Here is a 25,328-nt window from a genome sequence, read left to right on the forward strand (position 1 = left end):
TAGAAAAAATACAAATGTTATTAAATATAGCTAATTCGGTCGGTAAACGTACTATAAAGTTTGCACAAAGTGTAGGTAGTTTTTCTCTATTTAGCTTTGCTGCCGTTAGCAGTATCATAAGACCGCCTTTATATTTGAGTTTAATCATCAGACAATTATTATTGATCGGGTTTCACTCGCTTCCGGTTGTTGCGATGACGACTTTTTTCTCAGGGGCGGTACTTGCATTACAGAGCTATACCGGTTTTTCCCGTTTCTCAGCTGAAAGCTCTATTGCAACGGTAGTAGTATTGTCGCTGACTAGAGAGCTTGGACCTGTCTTAGCCGGACTAATGGTAGCGGGAAGAGTTGGGGCATCAATCGCCGCCGAAATAGCCACAATGAGAGTAACGGAGCAGGTAGATGCTTTATATACTTTATCTACCGATCCTATTAAATATTTAGTTTTTCCAAGAGTAATAACAGCTATTATTACAATGCCTTGTCTTGTTTTAATCGGGGATATAATTGGTGTTATGGGCGGTTATTTGGTAGGGGTATATAAACTTGATTTTAATAGTGCAGCTTATTTAACCAGTACTTTTCAGTATTTAGAACCGATTGACGTAATTTCCGGTCTTGTTAAAGCGGGAGTTTTTGGGTTTATTATTTCTATAATAAGTTGCTATAGCGGCTATTATTCAGGTAAAGGGGCTAAGGGAGTTGGCAGAGCAACTACCTCGGCAGTAGTGAATTCTTCTATCCTTATCTTAATCAGTAATTATTTAATAACCGAATTATTTTTTAAAGTATAGGTATACTCGTTTAATTTGGAAAAGAGCTAGGCGTTTTATATTTTTTAACCGCAGCGTACATAAACGTACGTGAGGATCAAAAAATATAAAACAACAAAACCAATTTTTCAAATTAAACGAGTATACAGTTTTTTTTGTTTATTTGGAGTATGCATGAGTGTAGAAGAATTTAAAATTAAAATTCGGTCATTATATAAATCATTTGCTAATCATAAGGTGTTAAACGGAATAGATTTGGATGTAAAAAAGGGCAGTTCATTAGTTATTTTAGGTGGTTCCGGTAGCGGCAAATCGGTTCTAATTAAAAATATAGTAGGATTGATTAAACCTGATAAAGGTAAAATTTTTATTGATAATGTAGAAATCCAAGATATCTCAAGTAAACAAAAATTTGAGATTATGGACGGTATAGGTTTTTTATTCCAAGGCGGAGCATTATTTGACTCCTTAAATATACGTGATAATATTACTTTCGAGACTAAAAAATTATCTAAGAAAGAAAAAAACGACCTTGCCGGTGCAAAGCTTAATTCCGTTGGTTTATCCCCTAGAATACTCGAGCTTTACCCTGCCGAATTATCGGGAGGAATGCAAAAAAGAGTAGCCCTTGCTAGGGCTATTTGTAGTACACCGTCGATTTTATTTCTTGATGAACCGACCACAGGGCTTGATCCTATCATGGCAAATGTTATCAACGAATTAATTATAAAAATCCAAGAAGAGTTAGGGGCAACTACGATTACTATAACTCATGATATGATTAGTGCCGCAAAAATAGCTAAAGAAGTAGCTATGATTTATCAAGGAAAAATTAAATGGTACGGTAGTAAAGATGAAATGCGTAATAGTGATAATCCTTATTTAAAACAATTTATAAATGGATTAACTACTGGGCCTATAGAGGTATAAAATGTTTAAGAACTTATTATGTATAATAATATTTCTAGGTATAAATCTAAATGTTTATGCTATAAATTCTAGCTCTTATACGACAGATGATATAATAAAAATAGTAATTATTCTTGGAATAGTTATTTTAATTTTTAGTCCTGCACAATTCCGTATAATCGTTATCGGTACTATGTTAGGCTTGGCTTGTGCCTATTTCACGTATAAATACATCGTACCTATCTTTATTTCTTCACTAAATGGACCATAAAGATAAATATTGCTATTAGTTACGCCCCACATCTCAGATATTTTCTCTTCTAATAGTATCAATTTAATATTCTACAATTAATCTAAAGCTCTCACTCTCCCGTGATAGCCATCTAATTCAAAAGAATTGGGATGTATATTTTTACATGCATCTAAACCTATTATATTAATCATATTAGTATTATTATTATCAATACCATTTTAAAGTAGTACGAATATCTTCCAAGTATTTAGATGATTCAGGCAAATCATTACCTCCAATTATTCGTACTTTTATTAAATCTTGTTCTATCAATTAATTCTGATTAAAGTCAGTAATTAATTGCTCTAACTGTTGTGAATTAATATTTCTAGCTAATGCTATTTTATTTAATTTTACGGAAAACGCGAGTTTCGAATTAACAGAGCATAGAATTTAGACTAGCAAGAGAGATGTAATAGAAGGTTTATTATCAGACATTTGATAATTTATCAGTGCTGCAACCATATGAACAAAGGCATTTGTAACTGATCTATGCTTTGAATGCTCAAACTTACTCAATAGTTTAATTTTGCTAAAAACAGATTCTATCAATGATCTTTTAAGCAATAATATTTTATCCAACATAGACATAAGCTTATTTTTCATATTTTTCTTTACTCTAGTTACTATAAAAACTCCTTGCTCTAAAAGTTGTTGAAATAATTTTTGTGAAATATAATCACGATCTCCAAATATTTTACCAAAAAGATTTTTTATCATCAATTCTAGCTGTTTTCTATCATCCTTATTACCAGGACTAAAAGATGCTTTAACTTATACCACCAGCTCTATTAATTATTAAATGTAGTTTGAGTCCATAGAACCAACCTTTTGTTGTTGCACCACGTGCTGCTATACTAGCAAACACTTTATGCATTGAAATACGATATTTCTTGCATACCTCTATACTACTTGAATCTACAAATAGATAGTCCGTCACACTGATCCAAAATAGAATTTAATATTAATACTAATAGTGGTAAATGTGGACCTATTATTTTTATAAATTGGCTATAAGCTTACTAACTGAAAATCTCTTTGATGATGAATCCATATCTGTTTCAGATAATAGTTTTTAAAACAATCATAAGATGACTGTCAGTAACCTATTATAATCGTTATTACCTCACTTCTATGCAGTCTACTTTTTGGACCAGATTTGTTGTTATTTTGAGTAATTGAATTTGTATGCTTATCTAATTCTTGCAAATCGACGTAGCAAAATATTTCTATAAAATCTATGCTCATATCATAGGTTATTGCTCTTTATATTATTTTTCAATAACCTATAAACTTTTTTCTAATACTGTAAAGACACTACCTTAATTCAAACCTTAATTCAAAACGTGTGTTTTCTCACTAATTTTATAACAAAAACAGTATTATTAATACACTCGTAACCTAGTGATTATCAGCTATACAACGCCTTTATTAATACGAAACTCGCGTTACGGAAAAGAAATTACAGGCAATCTCTTCATTTAAATCTTTAGTAGAAATTACTAAATCATCATTTATATCATAAATTTTATATTCTTGTGTGTTAATTTCAATTTGCATAGTTTATTTACTTTGTTGATTATTTTGGTGTAAAGCAATATTTTGATTGGGAAGCGTATAGCTAGGTGCAGCTATTTTTGTCTTAGTACTTATATTTTTTTAATATCTTATCACTTGTTAAGTTTAATTTTGGTTCATTTTTTGTTTTATTACTACTAAAAATACGGATTTAAATTGTTAGATAATAAATAATCAGTTTGAGCTATTAAATTATTTACAATTTTTGTTTGTTCTTGATCATTTAGATTCAATTCGTGAACTCGATTACTAATATTTTTAGTTACTACATTTTTTACTAATTTTGGATTAGTTTTTTGAATTTCCTCTGCTACTTTAGTAAGTGGTCTTGATATTTGATTAGATTGCCATGTGTCCATAGAATTAGGATTTTGATTAGATCCTAATAAATATTGCTGAATAATATATTTTTGTTGGATTTCATTTAAAGAGCGATTAGGTATATTTTTATTTTTAGTTAAATCAAAAGCTTTATAAAGTGCAGGAGTATTACTTCCTATACTTAAATGTACTTGTCTAGCAGCGGTTGTTTTATCCTCTCTACCCGGAACAGTTACCTGTTATTGGATCAAATATAATTCCTGATGGAGCTCTCTTGTCTTCTATATCTGCAGATTTTATATTTACGTTAGAGTGGTTATTTAATTCTTGTGTTACTTTACGAATATTACCCATCTGATACCGCAATTGATACTGCAGATCTGTCACGCCCTCCTACTAAATAAGCTTCTAATTTGGTATTAGGAGGAAAGTTGCTTATTACATTCATGTGTTAAAGAACTAGCATCAGTAAATCTGTCAACATGTGCTAATGCAGTTTTTTTAGTTAATGGATCATGTAAAATTACAGCAACGCATTGTTGAATGTTATCAGTGCCTATCTTTTCTTTATCAGAAAAACCAAAGTTGTTTAAGAGCAACAAGATGATTGCCTTTGTTATATAATTTTAATCCTTCATTATACAAACAAGCTGCTTGATTATGATCAATTTGCTCCTTTGTACTTAATGGTTTTGGAGTAAGATTACTAATATATTCAGGAAAACTTGAAGGCAACTCTCCTAATTTTTTAATTAGTCCGGTGATATTACCTTGAACTGGCTTCCCATTAATAAGCATAGATTTATAATAGTTTAATTAATTTATATTTTTATATAAAACTCTGTTATTTAATCAAAATCAAGCATTAGCTAATACTTAGCTACAAAATAATTATCCCTTGACACTAGGGGAGTATTGCTTTATATTTTGTATCTATTGTATATACTCGATGAACTTCAAAATTGGCTACGTCGTTCTACAAGATCTGCGGTGCTCACGTATTAAGTATACGCTCCGTTCCTCGGCTTGTGAACTCTTAGCTCTTTCTGAAGTTGATCTTTGTATATGACTCTTCATTTACTTGAAGTATATTTTATAAGTTTTAAGGTATTTAGCTTATGTCTCGTAAGTGCGAACTCACAGGTGTGGGTGTTTTATATGGTAACAATGTATCACATTCTCAGCGTAAAACTAGAAGACGTTTTGAACCTAATCTAAGATCGGTTAAGTTTACAAGTGATATAACAGCCGGGGAATATAGATTATCGGTTAATGCTAGATGTATTAGTTCAGTGGAAAAAGCCGGGGGTTTTGATGCATATATTCTAAAAGCCGATGATAATGTTTTATCAAGTAACGCTAGAGCTATTAAGAAAAAAATAATTCAGACTAAAACAGCAAAATCATTATGAAAAGCGGTATACATCCAGAATATAAAAAGTTTTTGATTAAAGTAGGAAGCGATGTTTTTGAAACAATGTCTACTCATCCTACAGGTGAAATTTTAATGGATGTTGATTTTAGAAAGCATCCGGCATGGAATAAAGAGTCCGGAAATGTAGTAAATCAATCGAACAAAAGTGTTAGTGATTTCAATAAAAGATTCTCAGGTCTTTTTTGCGGTAGTAAGAAAGAAGCTAGCTAGGCTTTGTTTGTGGATAACAAATCGTCATTGCGAGCAGGCATTGTTGCGTGGACTGGTTTTATCGTCATTGCGAGGAAATTGCATAGCAATTGACGAAGCACTCCAGTAAAAAATTCTGATTTATAGAATTTTTTTATTATTTTTTCTGGATTGCCGTGCAGTCTACGACTACTCGGTATCTACGCAAGAATGACACTAACAATATTCACGTAGTATTGGACTAAGTCAAAATATAACACAGATAAATCGTTAATTCTCAATTATTGCGGGGTGGAGCAGCTCGGTAGCTCGTCAGGCTCATAACCTGAAGGTCGTTGGTTCAAATCCAGCCCCCGCTACCATATTTTTTAATGTCATGCTAGCTCACTTATAGTGTTATTGAAGTCTGCTGATGCCATTCCTAACTCAGTGTTGTTGCATGGTTACGAAAGCAAATTATGACTACTCAGAAAATAGTGCCTACAAAATCAACTGATGGCAGTAAGCTTTTTCGTCATCAAGCTAAATTTGTAGCCGGTGCTATGAATATAAATCAAATCCCCAATTTTTCATTACCGGAAATTGCTTTTGTTGGTAAGTCAAATGTCGGCAAATCAAGCCTAATAAACACGATATGTAATAATAAAAATCTTGCTAAAGTTTCTAATACTCCAGGGTGTACTAGGCAAATCAATTTCTTTAACCTTGCAGATAAACTTATTATAGTTGACCTTCCCGGTTATGGTTTTGCTAATGTTCCTATATCAGTCAAAGAGCAGTGGGGAGTGTTAATTAGTTATTATTTACGAAATAGTTATAATTTAAGGTTAGTTAACTTATTGATTGATTCAAGAAGGGGTATAAAAGAAAATGATAAGAAAGTAGCTGATCTATTACTGGCAAATAAAAGAGAATTTCAAATTATTTTCACAAAATCCGATAAAGTTACGGATCATAAAAACCTTAACGATGAAGCACAGAATTTTCTTGCAACTTTAAACTACTCATGTAATGTTATGTATGTAAGTAGTAGGAGTAAAGAAGGTGCAAGAGAACTTAAAGCTAGTTTGGCAAAATGGATCAAACCTCAAAAATAAAGAGGTAGATAGTATTTCTTCATTAAATAACATTGCTATAATTAAGAATATAATAAAGTGTAGTAGTGAGTTGAAGAATCAAGCAATAGTTCTAAAATTATCTGCTACTATTATTATTGACGATAAATTATTTACGGCTTTTATTGAATCTGTTAGATTGCTTGAGATGTGCGGTGCTAAAATATATATAGTACATGATCATATTGATTTACGAAGTTCGTCTTTAATATCACAAATAGATAAAAATTTTAGTCAAAAAATTAGTAAAATAAGCGACTATAGTTCTCTAAATAATCCTATTATTATGGAAATTTTATCCAGTTACGTTAACAAGCTTATAGTAACAAAGTTAAGTAGTATAGGTTGTTATGCAGTTGGTATTTCAGGTAAGGATGCTAATTTACTGCAAGCAAAAAAATCAAAGCTATTTCACCGAAAAATTGTAAATCATGATGTTATAAATATTGGTTTTTTAAGCGAGCCTATTATGATTAATCCAGAAATTTTATTAAATTTTGCAGATAATAATATTATACCCGTGATAGCACCGTTTGCGAGCGACGATCAGGAGAAAACGCATTTATTAAATGTTAACTTAACGGTAGCAACAATTGCTTCTGCATTAAGTGCAGAACATTTAATATTGCCATATGAGATATTACAGGTATCCGAGACGTTTCCGTATAATATAAAAATACGAGATATTAACTTGTTGAAATCAATGTTAGATGATAGTAATAATTTCATTGAAGAAGCATTAATTAAGATAGCAGTTAATGCCCTTGAAAATAATAACGGTTACGTACATTTTGTGAATAGTGAAGCACCGAATTCAATATTGTCAACTATGTTTGATATTAATATAAATTAATAGAGGTTTTGTATGGTAGGAACATTAGCATCCGATCTTTTATTTGTAGGGTTAACTAGACCGCCTATGATATTTGGAGTAAGTATTAAGTTTGCTGCATTAAATATGATAATGACGATGATAGTATTTATTTGGAATAACGGCATTATGATTTTATTCATTGCAGCTGCTTTGCATTTGGTAGCTTATATTATATGTTTTAAAGAACCGAGATTCATAGAGCTATATTTAAATAAAATGTCAAGAACTAACCAATGTCCTAATAAATTTTACTACGGAGCAAATTCGTATAATATTTGAGTTTTATGTCATTCCCGTGTAGGCGGAAATCCAGATTTTTTGTTGTCATCCCGTGGCTACGACCACGGGATCTTGTATCACAGACTGTGTGTCCTAAGATACCGCGATCAAGTCGCGGTATGACATTAAATGTTACTACTGGATTCCCGCCTACGCGGGAATGACATAAAAAGAGGTATAACTGACAAAATAAATCAAAATAGTTAAATCAGGTGAGGTAATGAAGTTATTTAGAACTAGAGCAGCTAAAGAATTAAGGTCTCAACAAGAAAGACCCACTTCACATTTTATTCCTTATAAATGTCATTGGGATAGTAATACTATTTTAACAAAAGATAATTCTTTATTACAAGTTATTAAAATAAATGGATTTTCTTTTGAAACTGCTGATGATGAAGATCTAGACATTAAAAAGAATATCAGAAATGCCTTACTTAAAAATATGGCTTCGGGAAATATCATTATGTATTTCCATACTATTAGAAGACGTAAAGCAGTAATATTTGACGATACGGAATTTACTTATGATCCTACCGTAAAAGTCCCTAATGATTTTATTACTTATTTAGGTGTAGAATGGCGTAAGAAACATGCTGGGGCTAGGTCGTTTTTTAACGAATTATATGTTAGTATTTTATATAAGCCTGATACTGGCGGTATTGCCATAGTTGAGTATTTTCTAAAGAAGCTTAGACAGAAATCTAATAAAACCGCTTGGGAAAACGATATGAAAGAGATGAAAGAAAATCTTCAAGAAATGTCAACTAGAGTGGTTAATACATTCAGAAGTTACGGAGCAAGATTACTTGGAGTTCGTCAAACGCAGTCAGGTAGTTATTGTGAAATTTTAGAATTCCTTTCATCTTTAATCAATTGCGGCGATTCACCGGGTCCTATAGCATTACCGCGTGGTACTATTGACGAATATTTACCGACTCATCGCTTATTTTTTGATTCTCGTACTATTGAAGCAAGAAGTCCGCTTGGTAAGAAATATGCCGGAATGATCAGTATACTTGAATACGGTCCTAATACTTCGGCAGGAATTTTTGACGGATTTCTGCAAATGCCTTTTGAATTTGTTATGACGCAAAGCTTTGTCTTTGTTAATAGGACAGTAGCGATCGGTAGAATGCAATTACAGCAAAATAGAATGATACAATCCGGTGATAAAGCTACTTCACAAATTGCTGAAATTAATACGGCCCTTGATATGGCCACTAGCGGTGATATCGCTTTCGGTGAGCATCATTTATCGCTTTTATGTTCCGCAAATAATATTAAAGCTTTGGAAGATATATTGTCAATGGCAGCAGTTGAGCTTTCTAATTCAGGAATTCAGCCGGTTAGAGAAAAAGTTAACATGGAACCTAGCTATTGGGGACAGTTGCCGGGAAATATGGATTATATAGTGCGTAAATCCACTATAAATACTCTTAATATGGCTAGTTTTGCCTCACAACATAATTATCCGCTCGGTAAAATTAGAGATAACCATTGGGGAGAATATGTCACAGTACTTGATACTACTTCAGGTACACCGTTTTATTTTAATTTCCATGTAAGGGATGTTGGACATACTCTCATTATCGGTCCAACCGGTGCCGGTAAAACAGTTCTTATGAATTTCTTATGTGCTGAAGCACAAAAATTCAAACCTCGTATGTTCTTTTTTGATAAAGATCGAGGAGCAGAAATATTTATACGTGCTTTAAACGGAGTTTATACAGTAATTGATCCGGGTTTAAAATGCAACTTTAACCCTTTACAGCTTGAAGATACTAGTGAGAATAGAACGTTTATTTTAGAGTGGTTTCGCGTGCTTGTAACTTCTAACGGTGAAAGTTTAACTGCACAAGATAATAAAATCTTATCTCAAGCGGTAAGCGGTAATTTTAGATTAGAAAAAAAAGACAGAAGGCTTAGTAATGTTATAGCGTTTCTTGGTATTGATACACCAAATAGTTTGGCAAGTAGGATTGCAATGTGGGTCGGTAAAGGTTCACACGCTAAGATATTTGACAATGAAATAGATGATATTGATTTACAAAAAGCAAGAGTATTCGGTTTTGATATGACTGAATTACTTAAAGATCCTGTAAGCCTTGCACCGGTATTACTATATATTTTCCATCGTATTAATATCTCTTTAGATGGGCAGAAAACTATGATAGTACTTGATGAAGCATGGGCTTTAATCGATAATCCGGTATTTGCACCTAAGATCAAAGATTGGTTAAAAGTGTTGAGAAAATTAAATACTTTTGTTATATTTGCTACGCAGAGTGTTGAAGATGCCGCAAAAAGTAGAATTAGTGATACGTTGATTCAACAAACAGCCACGCAGATTTTTTTACCTAATTTGAAAGCTACGGATATTTATCGTAGTGCATTTATGTTAAGTCAGCGAGAATATATTTTAATTAAAACTACCGACCCTACTACACGTTATTTTTTAATAAAACAAGGAATAGATGCCGTAGTTGCAAAAGTTAGTTTAGATGGTATGGATAACATAATCAGTGTTTTATCCGGTAGAGTTGAGACTGTAGTATTGCTCGATCAAATTAGAGAGAAACACGGCAATGATCCGGATAAATGGTTACCTATATTTTATGAAGCAGTTAAAACATTATAGATTCCTGTCTGTCATCCCACGGCTTGACCGTGGGATCTTGTCTCATAGACTGTATTCTGAGATCCCGTGGACAAGTCACGGGATGACATTTTTACAATGCGAGGCAAGTAACTAGTTATGAAATTATTTCCTCGTAGTATACTTATAATATTAGTATTAAGCTTTGCCCTAAATTTAGGGCTAGTTACTAAAACGCATGCTAAAGATACTCTTGATAGCATTGTAGATATTTTGAGTGGCTTAACTTGCGAAACCCAAGGCGTAGGCGATTTGCTGCGTACTGAATTTTCTCATACATGTATTGTTGCTCCGTTCTTTACTTTTGCGGTAATGAATCTTGTCTCTCCCATTTTATACATGAATACGTTTTTAAAGCTTAAAATAAACGACAGTGATTTATTTAACGATAGTAATTTTGGGAATTTCCCCGGAGGTCAATGTACTCGTGAAAACAGAATTGATCCTAAAAATCCAGAATTACGCTTTGCTTTATGTAATAATGCTAAATTAATTGTATCTCGGGCAAAATCTGTTGCAGAATCGGCACTTGCTATTGCTAAAGCCGTCTTAACAGGGAGCGACCCTTGGGATGATATAAGGAAAGCGTGGGTAAATAAAAAAAAGGAATATCATGTTCCATATAGTGGTAAGCCCGGTGATGACGGTTTTGCATTTGATGTAGGCTTTCCTGTAATATATTGGAAAGTTATTCAAGATAAAGATAGAATATGCGTATCGACAAAAGGATTTACAGGAGACGTTCCCGTCGGCTGTAAATATATGAAAGAGCCGTTTCCAAAATCCATGTATAATAGCTTTATGGATGTAGCAGATAAGGATTTTATTGAGGATCCAAATGAAACTCCTACCGATCCTTTAGCTTTAGTTTCCTGTAGTGCAGCGGGTGATGGATGTTATCAAAAAGCTTATAATGCTTCAAAAACTGCAGTAGTCATGACTTCTCCTCTTATAGAATGTATGAGGCAAATGATTGCTAGATTAATAATTAGTAAAGATGTTTGTAGTTTTGATAATGTAAGCCAAGTGGTTAATTTAGCTTCAAGGCAAGATAGTACATTCTTTCAGTTTCAAGTAGGAATGTATAAAATAGTTACGGCTTTTCTAACTTTATATGTTATGTTTTTTGGCTTTAAACTATTACTTGCAGGTGAAGTACCGCCAAAAAGTGAGTATATAAATTTTATATTGAAAATGATATTCGTAACTTATTTTTCAATAGGAATTAATATAACCCCTGGTAATGGTTCTCCGTATGACCGGTTAGACGGCATGATTCAGTGGGCGTTTCCTTTCTTACTTGACGGTATAAACGGTTTAGCAAGTTGGGTTATGAATGCTGCTCCGTCCGGTTTATGTAAATTTAACAATCTTTCTTATGACGGTACCGTTTCTTATATTGCATTATGGGATGCATTAGATTGTAGGGTAGCTCATTATTTAGGGCTTGATATATTATCTACGTTACTTGTCGAAAATGCTTATCGCAGTCATGATTTTTTAAATTTTGATTTCTTTAGTTTTAGTGCTCCACCATATATTTATTTGCTAATTCCGGCGATAATCTCCGGTAATATGATGTTGGTGTCACTCGCTCTTTCTTATCCGTTACTTGTGATTTCGGTTGCTGCCTTTATGGTTAATGCAACGATTATGTGTATGATATCTATAGTAATACTCGGTATTTTGGCTCCTCTTTTTGTACCTATGTTTTTATTCGCATATACAAGAAATTATTTTGATAGCTGGGTTAAACTAATGATCTCGTTCTTGCTACAACCTATGGTGGTAGTTACTTTTATGATCACGATGTTTTCGGTATATGATTATGGTTTCTACGGTAAATGTCAATATAAGAGCAAGTTAATTCACAATAGTATAGAAGACAAAATTCAAGGTGGCATTACTTCTAATAGGGATGTTTTAATATTTTACATTAATAATGATTGGGATGATACGTCACAATATCCTGATAAAGATGCCGTAGAAAGCTGTCAAAATAGTTTAGGTTATATGTTAAATAACCCTATTACCACGGCATTTAACTTTGCAAAAGATAGTGTAAGTGAAATTGTCGATAGTAAACCGGGTAATACCACTACCGATAAATTTCTTGCTAAATTCCAGTTTTTATCGGGAGTAGTTTTGGGTCCCGGAATGTTTTTTATGTCTCCAAAAGTGCTTTTTGAGAAAATTAAAAATATATTGCTTGCGTTAGTTACGGCATGTTTTACATTGTATTTGATGTATAATTTTAGTAGTCAGCTAGCTGAATTTGCTGCAGATATGACGGAAGGAGTAGCTCTTAATAATGTTGCTATAAAGCCGCAAGCAATATTTAAGGCAGCTATGGCAGTACTTGCTACTGCGGGTGCTGCAACTAAGGGGGGCGATCAGATAGCAAGTAGAGGAGGAGTTGGTGATTTAAACGCTGGTCAAGGTGGAGGAGCAAGTGATTTAGAGGTAGGGAAAGGCGGACTACCAAATGATAATATTGCTGCAAGCGGAGGTACGTCGGCACCTGCGGTAACAACGCCGATAGCTTCGTCTTCTGTAGCAACTTCTAGCCCAAAAACTGTAAGTAGTGAAGCAAGATCAGATGTTGTTACTTCTCCTGCTCCTACAGAAGCTGTTTCACCACCGCCTGCTAGTATTAGAACTTCTATTTCTACACCTGCACCACAAAGTAATATTGAAGCTGAAAGTGTTGGAAAAATCATAAGAGTTAATAATCAAGAAAGTAAAAAAGAGATTGATAATACTCCGCCTTCACAGGAAAAAGTTGATAATGCAGCTCCACAAGAAAAAGTTGACAGCACAAGTAAAGGTACAGGAGTAATTGATTATAGTTTTAACTTACAGAAACATGATAATCCGACAGGAGTAAAGCAAATACGGGAAAATGCAGAGATTCGTGATAAACGTGCAGAAGTAGAGAAAGCGTGGAACGAATTAGTAGCAAGCGGGGGAGGAAGAATAAGAGACCAGCAAGGCGAAGAAACATCGGAGCGACGTGCGAATGCAGAAAAGAAATGGAATGAATTAGTCGATAGCGGTGTAGTAACTGAGATAAGAGAAAGGGATAATAGTGTCACTCATAAATTTGATAAATTAGCTGATGAACTTAATAAGTCAGAAAAAGCAAAGGTAGAAGAAAATAAAAATATAGAAAACGACAGAAAAGAAGATAATACTACTACGTCACCGCAAGAAAAAGTTGACAGTACAAGTAAGGGGTCAGGAATAATTGATTATAGTTTTAACTTAAAGGAACATGATAATCCGACAGGCGTAAAACAGATACGGGAAAATGCAGAGATTCGAGATAAACGTGTAAAAGTAGAAAAAGCATGGAATGAACTAGTAGCAAGCGGAGGAGGAAGAGTAAGAGAACAAGAAGGAGGAGAAATATCAGAACGACGTGCAAATGCTGAAAAGGCATGGGATGAGTTAGTAAAAAGCGGCGTAGTAACAGAAAAAAAAGATAATAGTTTTAATGAAAACTCTTAAAACCTTAAAGATATTTATTATAGTTTTTATAGCGTCTGTAAGCTTAGCTAGCTTTGCTGGCTTTGGAGAATCATGTTCTAGTTTACCGACTACTTCAGATGGGTATTTAGAAACGGACACGGCATATGGCTATATAATTCGTAATATTGATATGAAAGATCCGAGAGGTAATTGTAACTCAGTTGCGTCTAGTATAACGTTTTGTTTTAAAAATGTAGAAGGTAGTAGTAGCCCTTGCACCATGTATACTTTAAATGAAGGTGACTCTAAAAAGATTAGTGATTTAAGTATCGATAATAATCCTGATCTTGGAGCAAATCCTGTATTAAAGAATATCGTTTTAACGGTTAAAAAATGGGATAATGATCTATGTTTAGTTATGCCTACGTCAAGGGGACCGATGCCGGTAGCATGTAAATCTTTGAGTGCTACACCGACTCCACCTCCTCCTGAGGATGAGAATTGTAATATAGGAAAAAGTTGCTATACGGGAGCAAATTATAGTCAATCGTTAATTAATTTTTCCGGTCTTGCAGTTCAGTGTTTGAGCGAAACGCTTAATAAAATATTTTTTGCTGGAAAGAGTTGTAGTGTTCAAGATCACAATTCTAGAATAACTAATCTTGCTGCTTTTTCTACGTTTCAAGGTTATTTAAAGAGAATTATAGGTGCGGCATTAATTCTTTATACTATGTTTTTTGCCTTTAATATGGCTCTAAATACAGAATATGCAAGTACTGAAAAAATAGCTCTTTTTGTAATAAAATTCTTATTTGTTACTTATTTTTCTATCGGTCTTGGACCTTTAGATTTTAGCGGCGGTCAGCCGACAAAAGAAAACGGTATGTTAAAATATGGATTACCTCTTTTGACAGGAGCAGCACCGGACTTTGCGCAGATGATCTTTAATGCAGCAGGTTCTAGAGGATTATGTCAATTTGATAATTCAAAATATAAGGACGGTTATAAATTTTACGGTTTATGGGACGCGATTGATTGCCGTATAGGTTATTATCTTGGTTTGGATTTACTTTATAATATAGATAAAAATGGAGTGTTAGGGAATGTGGTCGGCAATGGTCCCCGTGGTAATAATACACCTATACCTAATTTTGAGCCTGACGGCAAAAATGACAGACCGAAGGATTTAAGTAAAGCAGGAGCACTTAGATTTTTTACCGTTATGTTTGGATTCTTTATGGCCGGAAACGTTATTATACTTGCAGCAGGTTTAGTATTTTCTGTAATATTTTTATCTATACTTTTATATTTTATTACGCATTATTTAGTCTGCATGATTACTATTTACGTTATGACATATATTTCTCCTATATTCATTCCTATGGCTCTATTTACTCGTACAAAAGCTTATTTTGACGGGTGGCTAAAAGTATGTATTTCATGTGCATTGCAGCCGGCAGTAATAGCAGGTTTTATAGCTTTATTAATAACTATGTATGATTCCGCAATATTTAAAAATTGTGAATTCCTTAGATATGATTATGAAAAAGGGGATATTAGATTTAGTACTTTTGAGTTAAGGCTTCCTGTCGGCGGGGCAGATAAATGTCAGGAAAGTTTTGGATATAAAATGTTAGAATATTATGCAGGTGAAGGTTGGGAAGAGCATTTATTGATACTTTTTCCAATAAAATCAATTGTTAGAGATGTTGTATCTATTTTAGCGGAACTTTTATGCGTATTAGTATTTTCGGTTATTTTTTATTACTTCTCTAAATCTATAGGGCGATTTGCTTCTGATTTAACTAATGGTCCTAATATGGATGCAGTAACGGCAAGTCCAACTAAAATCGTTGATTTAGTAAAGAAAGGAGCAGCTTTCCTTAAGGATGTTGCTATGGTTTCGCAAGGTAAGCCGCCGGTAAGAGATAAGCCGGATGTTAGAGGTAAGCGTAAAGCGGGAGAGCAGCAAGGCGGGGATTTAGCAAGCGGTTCGGGTGGAGGTAAATGATAGAATATGCAGAGTAACTTATTAAAAGTTTTAGGAGTACTTGCTATAGTAGCAACGTTAGTTTGCTTTATTTTTGCAGCACTTGGTATGATAGGAGCAGTAAAAGTCGGTGATGGCTGCTACATGAGATATGCGTCGGACGGTAAAGTAGGGGCGGATTCAATAACCGGTACTATAACCCTTAATGCTAATGCTAATTATGTAAACACTTCTAAGATGTTGCCCGACGGCACGACTCGGCTTATTCCTGATCCTACTCGTTACGGTGAATGGCTAAATACTCAGGTGCTAGTAGAAAACGGCCAACCGGTGAATTTACAAGTGGTCGGTCAGATTAGTTTGTGTTTAGCTTATATACCGAAAGATAATTTACAACGTACAGGGGCTGGATCTAATTTAGACGATAACGGTCAAATGATCTCGATTCCTCGTATTAACGATGCAAATAATCCACCTGTCTCTCTAATAATGGATGCAAAAAATAATGAATGGCGTAATATTGCCGAATTATACGCCAATGATAGAGTTTTAGTTTCCGTATCTCCTAATTTTGCCAATACGGATGCAACAGTTAAGGATACTTTTAAAGGTGCTGAAGTTACGCAAGATTGTTCAGAGAATAAAACTACTTATAATCCAATTTGTGGAAAATATTCTGTTTATTCAGGTGAGTATGTCAATGCTTGCGAGTTAAAAGAGAAGTATTGGAATTGTAAAGTCACATGGAGGTGCCTTAACTGGTTTGAGCAAGTAGGTTGCGACTGGGGAGCATTCGGCTGTAATTCTAATTGTGATAAGAAACCAGAATGTAAAGAGAAATGTATGGCTTGGGTTAATATAACTAGACCAGCACCAGAAAACTACCTAGATGATGGGAGTTTTACATTTTCGTGGTCTGACGACACAGGTAAATTATTTACCGACTATTCAGCCCTTCAATGTTCTAATAATGCTAATATTCCTCCAAATGATCAATGTCCTGATAGTGTTAGCGATCGTAATCCAAAAGATAAAGATTATATTGGAGGTGTAAATTGTACTTCGGGAATATGTAGCGATGGAGATTTTCAAAAGAATCGGAGATTTTGGTATACGGCAGACGGTAAAGGAGGCAAAGGACCAACTGGATTAATATATCAAATGAATGATGCGGGTTCTGTAAGTCAAGCTCTGCCTTCTAAGCTAGAATTTGCTAAATTTGTTGTAGATACAGATCAACCGTCTGACTATAAAGATAAAGACGGTAAATATTTATATAAAGTTATATATAATATACCTTTTAACAGTAATATTGAAAAAAGTTATTTACAATATAGGCTGTGGTCTCCTACCTCACAAGATAGTAGTAAGAATACGGGAGGATACGTTTTAAATATTAAACAGACTAAATGCTATAGAGAAAACGGTAATAGTTTTAACGATACTTTTGCTGATCGAGGACGAGTGCAATACATAATAGTAAAGCCTTCGGAAAACCCGAATACTAGCGGTAAAACCTATTCACCTCAAGGAATTAGCGTTGATAGTGAAGGTAAATATAGCTTTAACGCAAATGAGGCGGGTTATATATGGATGAAAATTCTAAATGATCCTGGTAATAATTTAAGGGACTATAAAGATAGTGAAGGTAGCTATAAAGTACATTTCTCAACATCCTTAAAAGTAGGAAGTTTTACTATTAAAGTAATGAATCCGTTACTTCAGTTATTCAAAACTAAAGTGCAAGGGGCTGCTACTTCTATTTTTAAAAATATGGTATGTTATAAAGCTAATGATAGCTCGTCCTGTACTAACTTTTTTACCTATATTAAAGCAATTTTAATTCTGTATGTGATGACTTACGGAGCAATGTTTTTGCTTGGTTTTGCTAAGATAAACCAAAAAGAGCTAGTAATTAGAATAGCAAAAATCGGGGTAGTTAGCGGACTTATGAACGGTAATACCTTTGAATTTTTTAATAACTATCTTTTTGATGCAATTACCAATTTTTCAGACTCAATTATTGCTAATATGAGTGGATATAGTTTGTTTACTTCTACTAATACTATTTCTAATCCTTTCATGTTTTTAGATGCAGTAATGAGTAAAATATTTTTTAGTCAAACCTTTATCGCTCAATTACTTGCACTTCTTGCTCTTGGGCTTAGCGGTATTATATATTTTATAATTACTTTTATTGCGGTTGGTATAGTAATTATTACTGCACTTAGAGCTGTTGCCGTTTATATTATGGCATTTATGGCAACTTGTATATTAATCGGTATAGCCCCTTTATTTATTAGTTTCTTATTATTTGATTTTACTAGGTATTTATTTGATAATTGGGTGAGGTTTACGATCCGCTATATGATAGAACCGGTAGTTATGATGGCAGGTATTATAGTGCTAACACAGCTATTTACCATTTATCTAGATTTTGTTTTAGGTTATAGCGTGTGTTGGAAATGTGCTTTACCGATAAAAATTCCGTTTATCGGTACTATTTTACCTGTTGCATTGCTGAATGTACCTATCTTCTGTATTAATTGGTTTGCCCCTTGGGGAATGGATTATATGTCGGGTATGATGGGAGTAAATATGCAAAATATCGTAGCTCTAGTTATTATTGCTTACGGTATGTACGGTTATGTCGAATTTTCAGGACGTATGGTAGTAAAATTAACTAGTGCTGTTGGGCCTTCGGCTACTGAAATTGGTGGTAAAATGTCTCATGATGCAGGACAAAAAGCATTAAGTCCAATAGGAATGGATGATAAAACAAGACAAGGTATTGCCGACAGGGCAGAAGCACGATTAAAACAACGCAATAAGACATTAGATCAGGCCGAGAAAAATAGGAAAAATACGCCAAAAGAAGGGGGCGAGAAGACAAATGAAGAACCACCTAAACCTGAAACACCGAAATAGAGGGTGAATCGAAAATCGTCATTGCGAGGAAATTATGAAATAATTGACGAAGCAATCTCAGGAGTTATTTCATGAGATTGCCGCGCAGCCCCATACGGCTGCTCGCAATGACGGGTTTACTATTTAATACTATGTGGACAAGCCACGGTATGACGTGTTGGATAACAATTTAAAATTATGAAAATTCTTAAGAGTTTAGTTTTATTAGTTTTGTTTATAGCGATGCCAGCTAAAGCCGATGATGCTTTTTCATGGATGTCAACCAGTTTTAGTGTGTTAAAAAGCTTATTCGGTTGCTTAGAAGTGCCTGAATTTACAAGTTTTCAAGAGGGTAATATAGGAATTAGTTTATCTACAGCCGGAATTTGGCAATCAACAGGTAATACTGTTGCGAAAGGTAAATTGTTAAAAATAAATTGGTCTACTTCAGGTATTACTCCTGAACCTAGAAAATATCTAGTATTATATAGAATTGATCCAAGGTTTAGTACGCCGCAAGTTTTCATTAAAACTTATAATTATTCTAAATTACAATTTGAAGCTTTAGGATTTCCTCGTTTTGTTACGGACAATAACAGTGAAACACCGGGGGCTATACCGCCTGATAAAGACCTTGATGCACTTTCATTTACTAAAATGTCTGATTCTGTTAAATATTTTAACTATTCTAACGGTAATTCGAGAATTGAAGTTAAGGCCGGCGATGTAGTAAATATTAGTTTAGTTGGTAAAGATAATTTTTTTAGCCCTAATACTCCAAAACTTCCTAATACCGTAGATAATATTTTAACACAGGAACTTGATAACTCGATATTCGCTGCTTCTGCACTTTATACTCAAAGTAACCTTGGAAATTTTGATAATAGAATAATTTACTCTTCTGCAGAGCAGGTGTGTAATATGATAGATAAGGAAAGAAAAATTGTATGTAGCGGCACGGGTACTGCTACAAAGTATAAAAATACCGATAATGGAGTAATAGTCGGTAAGCCTATGATAACGGGAGCGGTAAAGTATTTCATGGGTTTAATTAATGCTTGTCCTGCTAATGCCAGTATAAATACTAGCCCTGCTTGCTATTACGATCAAGGTAGAGGGATGATAATTAAAGTAGGCGGGCAGGTTATTAAGGGACGAGATCAGAGTTTTGTAAATTCAGGCAACACTCAAAGTAGCTTTATATATTATCAAGCCACTAGCGGCGGTACTATGGATTTTACTAGCGATTGGCAAGTTAGTAACATGTTCAGTAATTCAGTTTTAATGAGTGATTGGAGCCGAAATTTTTCAAATTATGCTAGTTTTGTAGATTATATAAATAAGAATGATTGGTCAGCTAATTTTTTATATTTTGGTCGTTATTCGATGATTGTTGAAATAGGTAATGGGGCAAATTCAATTAATCCTGGTGATCAACAAAATATAAAGTTAGAATATTTAATAACATCTGATGGTACGTTACCTGATCCATCTGTTCGTGGTACGCCGGTAGATTATAACTTTGCGGCTGATGCACCGCAAGATGGATATTTATGGTTAAGGGTGGTAAATCCTAATAGTAATATACAAGGGGTAGTTAGTGTAAATTATGCTAATTATACCGGTACAACTTGGTTTTCTGATATAATATATAACGGTGCTATTAAGCCTATTACCGATCAGTTTAGAACTTTTAGTCAAAACTTTTATATTAAGTTAGTTAAAAATTCTGCAGTGCAGAATTTAGCTAAAGCTGCATTAACCCTTTATATTACTATATTTGGGCTAATGTTTGTTGCAGGAGCATTAAAATTAACTGCCGTAGAAGTAATAACACGTATATGCAAAATAGCTATAGTAGCTTTTTTAATTAGAGAAGAAAGTTGGAGCTTCTTTAATACATACTTCTTTAGTGCATTTACTGACGGTATTGATTTCTTTGTAACTAATGTAGTAGGTGCTACAAGTTCTAGATCTAATATTTTTGGTTTTATTGATCCTATATTTGATAAATATACTAATGGTAGGATTTGGGGATTACTATTTATTGAATTATTACAAATACATAATGGTTTAGCATTTATCGCTATTATAACCATTTATTCACTTATTACTTATTTTAGAGCTATTTTAGAAGTTATAATAGGTTATGTTATTGCATTCATAGGGGTAACTGTTATGATTTCATTGGCACCGTTTTTTATAATATTAATGTTATTTGAAAAAACTAAAAGTTTATTTGATAATTGGATATCGACATTGCTTAGCTATGTAGTGCAACCGACAATATTATTGATTTTCTTTTTATTGATAGATCAGGTTTTATCTGAGCAGCTTTTAAAAGTGGTAGTTAGAGCCTGTTGGGATACTCTTATACCAATAAAAATAGGGCTTGATTTAACAAATCTTGGTATTCCGATTCATTTCTCTTTTACATTACCGTTCTTACCCGGAATACCTTTCTATGTACCGGATGTTCCGGAAATTAGTAGCTCGAATATTCTAACGAACAATGCTAATACTTTCTTAGTATTATTTACTACGGCTTTATTATTTTATTCATATTGCTTGATGTCATATGGTTTAGTAACTTTTGTAAATATAGTAGTTGGAATGCTTACAAATGTTACACCGGCACGAATATCAGGAAATTATCAAGAACGTTCTGATCCTGTGGGAGCCGTTATGCAGGATATAGATTCGGTAACAAAACCGGTGAAAAAGGCTGCAATGGCTCCGGCTAGAGTTTTCAAAGACAAGATAATTGATCAAAATTATAAAGCTAGAAAACCGGAAGGAGGTGGTGAATTTACAAATAAATTTCTTGCTGAGCGTAATGATATGAAGAAAGAGGAAGGAGAGAAGAAAGAATAATTGTAAATATTTTCACCGTCATTGCGAGGAAATTGCATAGCAAGTGACGAAGCAATCTCAGGAATTTAGTACTGCTTCATGAGATTGCCATGCTCCCTATTATGGTCGCTCGCAATGACGTTGAAATTGAGACATATGGAAATAACACATAATAAATGAACAAAAATATTTTTATTACATTATTAATATCGCTATTGCTGCTTTCCGGTTGTACCGGCGATACTTGTATTGACCCTGATGATTTCGGTTTTATCAAATTCAATGTCTCTTCTAGATATGATCCAGAAGAAATTACTTCAAGACAGGAAGGTGATCAGGTAGCACCATGGCGTGATAGTGCTTATAAAGTAAACGGCTATCCTTTAACCGTTATGGTAAAACCGTGGAGTTATATACTTGGCGATAAAAATACTTCAGGTCAGTTATCTGCATGGTGTCCATGGTATGGTCAAAAAAATAACACAACTACTTTGGCTGCTTTTTGCGTTAAGCTACAACCTTGTACTTTTTGGGATAATGCTAGACTTGATATGTGTACTCCTAATCCCGCAAATCAAAATGATGCAATGATTAGTAATGCTCCATGTATAATGACAGACGGTGTCGGGCTTTATTTTCTTATTGCCGCTAAAAATACCGATCCCAATATTTCACCGGACTCACAGCGTAAACCGCAAGGTATAACTCAGCATTTAGGAGAGCTTACTTCGAGTGTAGGTTATGAATTTTATAGTATTAGTAGTACAGGACAATTCTTGAAAGCCGGTGGTATAAATTATCAATATAAAGGTGAAGATAAGTCAAAATATGCTCAATCTCCTCTTTATTTTAAGATTATAGATAAATTTTATGATGATAATAGCGGGCAATATAGATTAGTAATAAAGTCCGGAGTTACTGATACTAGACCCGATCCGCTACAATTTTTAACGGATTTAATAAAAGGAGTATTATTTGGTAAGGATGGGATTATAAAGAAAACTTATCAACAAATAATTGATACGTCAGGTTATAGGATGAGTGTCTCGGCTATTTTAACTCTATATATAATGTTTACGGGCTTTTCCTTTTTAATAGGTAATATAAACCTTACTCATGTCGAACTTATAGTTAGAATATTAAAAGTTAGTATAGTCTCAATATTATTAAGTACGGATAAAGCTTGGACATTTTTTCATGATTATTTATTCGTATTTTTTATTGATGGGGTTCAGCAAATACTGCAAATAATTAATGAAGCTTCGGCTACCGGTCCCGGTTCTCAAAGTTTGCTTGGGTTACTTATTTCTCCTCAAACTTTATCTAAATTATTTTCTTTACTATTTGTTGATTGGCTTGGTTTTATATATATCATTCTATATTTAATAGCCTTATATTTTATTTTCTTTCTTATATTTAAAGCCACTATTATCTATCTAACCGCTCTTATAACTATCGGTATGATTATAATTATGGGACCGATATTTATTTGTTTCATGTTGTTTAATATAACTCGTTCGTTATTTGAGAATTGGTTAAGACAATTAATATCATATGCATTACAGCCTATAATTTTATTTGCCGGTATCGCTTTTATTTCAATGATCATCAGAACCGAAATATATTCAACGCTTGGTTTTGCGGTATGTAAACATGATTTTCCTAATTTAGGTCCGATAAATGAAATATTCGGTAGTTTCCTTGAGGATATAGATCCAAGCCTGGGTCATTCAATATTTTATTGGTGGTTCCCAGTACCGATGAAAGGCGGTATAAATAATTTCCACAAAGCAAATATATTAGTTCCTGAAGATCATATAATAGTAGATGATTCTTGTAAGAATGACCCTGATAAATGTAAGCATTGTGCTGCGTATGAGTGTATAGATGAACGCTATATTGAATTACCGTTTTTAGATTTAGTTAAAGATGCAAAAAGAATTAGTAATTTTATAAATGGGAAATTTGTCCAACTTGACGGGATATTACTAATTTTTGTGTCTATTTATTTGCTAAGTAAATTTAACGATACTGCTATATCGACGGCACAATTTATTGCCGGTACTTCAGGTAATTTAACAGACATACAAAAAGTTAATCAGCAATCTTATGAATCTGCAGCAAAACAAATGAATAGACCGCTAAATTATGTGGCTAAGACGGTAAGTGCACCTGTAACTAGCCATGTAAGTGCAGGGAAAGAGCAAGCTCGTATGTTCTTTGCCGAGAAATTTGAAAATATGATGATGAGAAGGCTTGAAAAGCAAGCTCTCGGTTCTTCAGCAAATAAAACCGTACAAAATGAGGTTAAGAGAAAATACGGTATAGATTCTAAAGATGTAAAAATGAATGCTATTACGGATTATGAAAACGGTATTGCAGGATTATTAAAGAATTTACCTAAGGGGAATGAATTAAAAGCAAAAGAACTATCGCAAATGAAGTTTACTCAGCTTCGAGATAAAATTGCTGCAAATAAATATGGAGTGAAAGATTACGCCGCTTTAAGTAAAGAACAAAAAGCTGAGCTTGATAAGTCATTAAAAGATGCTAACTTACGTGAACTCGCTAGCGATGCAAACTTTACTAGAGATTATCAAAATGCTTATAAAAATGCTCACCAAGAAATGTCAGGGCGAGGTGTTGGTCTGTTTGGTAAGAATATAGGAGTGCTTAGAAATTGGCAAGAGATAGAGCATCGTGTTGATACAAAACGTAAATTAAAAGAAGAAAAGCGTGTAGGTATAGGCGAAAAAATATATGCAGGTTATACAGGAATAAAAAGAGGAGCTTTAACTGCAATAGTCGGTAAAGATTTACGTGATGCTTATGAGGGTAATCTAACCAGTGCCGAATGGCATGATTTTGAATATAACGATCCAAGGCTTAGAACTTATAGCGAAAAATTAAAAGATGATGAAAAAGCACGAGAACACGAAGAGCTCCAAATGCATATTAATAAGGAAGCGCTAGCTGCTCAAGCAGATATCTTATCACCGGAATATCTAGCAAGACTAGAACAAGCAGGTAGACATAGTGATGTGGAATATTATCAAGAATTAGCTCACAGAAAGCTTATTCATGAGGTGCATGGTAGGTTATGTGAGGAAGATGAACCGGTAATGATGGGCGACAGATTTATGCGTGAGAAAGCTACTGATTCTCAGATGCGAGATATGATAGATAACGCTCATAGAAAACATGCAGAATTTATAGATGGAGATCGATATACTCGTCGCCAAGAGCATTATGATATTATGCACGAGAAAGCCCAGGAAAATTTAGAGCAAACTTATAAAGAGCTTAAAGATCATTTTAAAAGAGATGATATCAAGATCGAAGAAATGCCGGCATTAATAGCACAAAAAGTTAAAGATACCGCCGAGGGAGCTGAAATAGACCAAAAGATTATGGAAGAGCTTAATAACTTTAATGCTAATGTTAAAAATTATGAATATAGTACTGAAGTATTAAATAAAATAGAGGATAGAAAGCAAGTCATTACCGATGAAATCAATGCTCAGATCGATCAGATTAATAAATATAGAGAAAATGCCAAAATGCAAACCTATGTAAAGCCTATAGTAAACGAGGGTAGAAAGCTAAGAAAATTAGAAGATCATTTAAGAAATATGAAGTAGAATAACTAATAGTTGTTTTTTTAAACAATTATAGTATATAGAATA

At 33.7% G+C, this 25,328-nt stretch carries 16 protein-coding genes, 1 tRNA gene and 4 pseudogenes; 15 read left to right on the forward strand and 6 right to left on the reverse strand.

Annotated features, from left to right (window positions below; genetic code table 11):
• Positions 1-14: 14 nt before the first annotated feature.
• The 3 genes from MCC_RS01180 to MCC_RS01190 all read left to right on the forward strand — a co-directional run bounded on the left by MCC_RS01180 (position 15) and on the right by MCC_RS01190 (position 1,953).
• Complete coding sequence (locus MCC_RS01180; RefSeq protein ID WP_014408187.1) at positions 15-794, forward strand: MlaE family ABC transporter permease; 780 nt, start codon at positions 15-17, stop codon at positions 792-794.
• Positions 795-947: 153 nt separating this feature from the next.
• Positions 948-1,703: an ABC transporter ATP-binding protein gene (locus MCC_RS01185; RefSeq protein ID WP_014365174.1), complete on the forward strand. Its 756-nt coding sequence runs from the start codon at positions 948-950 to the stop codon at positions 1,701-1,703.
• A 1-nt stretch (position 1,704) separates the two neighbouring features.
• Entirely contained in the window at positions 1,705-1,953 is a 249-nt protein-coding gene (locus tag MCC_RS01190; protein ID WP_012152419.1) for a DUF5510 family protein, read from the forward strand.
• Positions 1,954-2,030: 77 nt separating this feature from the next.
• Here the strand turns inward: MCC_RS01190 and MCC_RS07535 are convergent.
• From MCC_RS07535 to MCC_RS01215, 6 genes and pseudogenes are all read right to left on the reverse strand, one after another.
• Positions 2,031-2,247: pseudogene (locus MCC_RS07535) on the reverse strand (hypothetical protein).
• A gap of 120 nt (positions 2,248-2,367) precedes the next feature.
• Positions 2,368-3,222, reverse strand: a pseudogene (locus tag MCC_RS11630) (IS982 family transposase).
• 183 nt (positions 3,223-3,405) lie between these two features.
• Complete coding sequence (locus MCC_RS10805) at positions 3,406-3,534, reverse strand: hypothetical protein (protein ID WP_014408190.1); 129 nt, start codon at positions 3,532-3,534, stop codon at positions 3,406-3,408.
• Between the two features lie 82 nt (positions 3,535-3,616).
• A pseudogene (locus MCC_RS01205) lies at positions 3,617-3,911 on the reverse strand (hypothetical protein).
• Between the two features lie 181 nt (positions 3,912-4,092).
• Positions 4,093-4,454, reverse strand: a pseudogene (locus MCC_RS01210) (hypothetical protein); the annotation flags it as partial.
• Positions 4,444-4,671 (reverse strand): hypothetical protein, encoded by a 228-nt coding sequence (locus tag MCC_RS01215; protein ID WP_014408192.1) that lies wholly within the window; start codon positions 4,669-4,671, stop codon positions 4,444-4,446. The gene MCC_RS01215 and the pseudogene MCC_RS01210, both read right to left, overlap by 11 nt.
• Positions 4,672-4,991: 320 nt before the next feature.
• Between MCC_RS01215 and rpmB the strand changes: the two genes are divergently transcribed.
• The 12 genes from rpmB (at position 4,992) to MCC_RS01275 (ending at position 25,283) form a co-directional block, all read left to right on the forward strand.
• Positions 4,992-5,285, forward strand: a complete 294-nt coding sequence (gene rpmB / locus MCC_RS01220) for a 50S ribosomal protein L28 (protein ID WP_004996729.1) — start codon at positions 4,992-4,994, stop codon at positions 5,283-5,285.
• Entirely contained in the window at positions 5,282-5,518 is a 237-nt protein-coding gene (gene rpmE, locus MCC_RS01225; protein ID WP_014408193.1) for a 50S ribosomal protein L31, read from the forward strand. The genes rpmB and rpmE overlap by 4 nt, the downstream gene beginning before the upstream one ends.
• A gap of 264 nt (positions 5,519-5,782) precedes the next feature.
• Positions 5,783-5,859 (forward strand) — tRNA-Met (locus MCC_RS01230).
• A 96-nt stretch (positions 5,860-5,955) separates the two neighbouring features.
• Positions 5,956-6,594: a ribosome biogenesis GTP-binding protein YihA/YsxC gene (gene yihA / locus MCC_RS01235; RefSeq protein WP_014408194.1), complete on the forward strand. Its 639-nt coding sequence runs from the start codon at positions 5,956-5,958 to the stop codon at positions 6,592-6,594.
• Positions 6,542-7,465 (forward strand): amino acid kinase family protein, encoded by a 924-nt coding sequence (locus MCC_RS01240; RefSeq protein ID WP_014408195.1) that lies wholly within the window; start codon positions 6,542-6,544, stop codon positions 7,463-7,465. Before yihA ends, MCC_RS01240 begins: the two co-directional genes overlap by 53 nt.
• A 12-nt stretch (positions 7,466-7,477) precedes the next feature.
• Entirely contained in the window at positions 7,478-7,765 is a 288-nt protein-coding gene (locus MCC_RS01245; RefSeq protein WP_012152425.1) for a type IV secretion system protein VirB3, read from the forward strand.
• 220 nt (positions 7,766-7,985) lie between these two features.
• Positions 7,986-10,403: a VirB4 family type IV secretion/conjugal transfer ATPase gene (locus MCC_RS01250; RefSeq protein WP_014408196.1), complete on the forward strand. Its 2,418-nt coding sequence runs from the start codon at positions 7,986-7,988 to the stop codon at positions 10,401-10,403.
• Positions 10,404-10,520: 117 nt separating this feature from the next.
• The gene (locus MCC_RS01255; protein ID WP_014408197.1) at positions 10,521-13,931 is read left to right on the forward strand and encodes a TrbL/VirB6 family protein; all 3,411 of its coding nucleotides are present in this window, start codon (positions 10,521-10,523) and stop codon (positions 13,929-13,931) included.
• Positions 13,918-15,903 carry a TrbL/VirB6 family protein gene (locus MCC_RS01260; protein ID WP_014408198.1) on the forward strand — a complete coding sequence of 662 codons (1,986 nt, stop codon included), beginning with the start codon at positions 13,918-13,920 and terminating at the stop codon, positions 15,901-15,903. Before MCC_RS01255 ends, MCC_RS01260 begins: the two co-directional genes overlap by 14 nt.
• Positions 15,904-15,909: 6 nt before the next feature.
• Positions 15,910-18,810, forward strand: a complete 2,901-nt coding sequence (locus MCC_RS01265) for a TrbL/VirB6 family protein (RefSeq protein WP_014408199.1) — start codon at positions 15,910-15,912, stop codon at positions 18,808-18,810.
• Positions 18,811-18,987: 177 nt separating this feature from the next.
• Positions 18,988-21,663 carry a TrbL/VirB6 family protein gene (locus MCC_RS01270; protein WP_014408200.1) on the forward strand — a complete coding sequence of 892 codons (2,676 nt, stop codon included), beginning with the start codon at positions 18,988-18,990 and terminating at the stop codon, positions 21,661-21,663.
• Positions 21,664-21,818: 155 nt separating this feature from the next.
• Positions 21,819-25,283, forward strand: coding sequence for a TrbL/VirB6 family protein (locus tag MCC_RS01275; RefSeq protein WP_014408201.1), 3,465 nt, complete (start codon positions 21,819-21,821; stop codon positions 25,281-25,283).
• Positions 25,284-25,328 lie beyond the last annotated feature (45 nt).

It is taken from the genome of Rickettsia rhipicephali str. 3-7-female6-CWPP, from assembly GCF_000284075.1.
In the GTDB taxonomy this organism is placed as follows: Bacteria; Pseudomonadota; Alphaproteobacteria; order Rickettsiales; family Rickettsiaceae; genus Rickettsia; species Rickettsia rickettsii.

What these genes read in the sequence shown, in the direction of transcription:
- MCC_RS01180 (WP_014408187.1), top strand. Translation starts at nt 15, where the DNA reads ATGTTATTAAATATAGCTAATTCGGTCGGTAAACGTACTATAAAGTTT.
- MCC_RS01185 (WP_014365174.1), top strand. Translation starts at nt 948, where the DNA reads ATGAGTGTAGAAGAATTTAAAATTAAAATTCGGTCATTATATAAATCA.
- MCC_RS01190 (WP_012152419.1), top strand. Translation starts at nt 1,705, where the DNA reads ATGTTTAAGAACTTATTATGTATAATAATATTTCTAGGTATAAATCTA.
- MCC_RS10805 (WP_014408190.1), bottom strand. Translation starts at nt 3,534, where the DNA reads ATGCAAATTGAAATTAACACACAAGAATATAAAATTTATGATATAAAT.
- MCC_RS01215 (WP_014408192.1), bottom strand. Translation starts at nt 4,671, where the DNA reads ATGCTTATTAATGGGAAGCCAGTTCAAGGTAATATCACCGGACTAATT.
- rpmB (WP_004996729.1), top strand. Translation starts at nt 4,992, where the DNA reads ATGTCTCGTAAGTGCGAACTCACAGGTGTGGGTGTTTTATATGGTAAC.
- rpmE (WP_014408193.1), top strand. Translation starts at nt 5,282, where the DNA reads ATGAAAAGCGGTATACATCCAGAATATAAAAAGTTTTTGATTAAAGTA.
- yihA (WP_014408194.1), top strand. Translation starts at nt 5,956, where the DNA reads ATGACTACTCAGAAAATAGTGCCTACAAAATCAACTGATGGCAGTAAG.
- MCC_RS01245 (WP_012152425.1), top strand. Translation starts at nt 7,478, where the DNA reads ATGGTAGGAACATTAGCATCCGATCTTTTATTTGTAGGGTTAACTAGA.
- MCC_RS01250 (WP_014408196.1), top strand. Translation starts at nt 7,986, where the DNA reads ATGAAGTTATTTAGAACTAGAGCAGCTAAAGAATTAAGGTCTCAACAA.
- MCC_RS01255 (WP_014408197.1), top strand. Translation starts at nt 10,521, where the DNA reads ATGAAATTATTTCCTCGTAGTATACTTATAATATTAGTATTAAGCTTT.
- MCC_RS01260 (WP_014408198.1), top strand. Translation starts at nt 13,918, where the DNA reads ATGAAAACTCTTAAAACCTTAAAGATATTTATTATAGTTTTTATAGCG.
- MCC_RS01265 (WP_014408199.1), top strand. Translation starts at nt 15,910, where the DNA reads ATGCAGAGTAACTTATTAAAAGTTTTAGGAGTACTTGCTATAGTAGCA.
- MCC_RS01270 (WP_014408200.1), top strand. Translation starts at nt 18,988, where the DNA reads ATGAAAATTCTTAAGAGTTTAGTTTTATTAGTTTTGTTTATAGCGATG.
- MCC_RS01275 (WP_014408201.1), top strand. Translation starts at nt 21,819, where the DNA reads ATGAACAAAAATATTTTTATTACATTATTAATATCGCTATTGCTGCTT.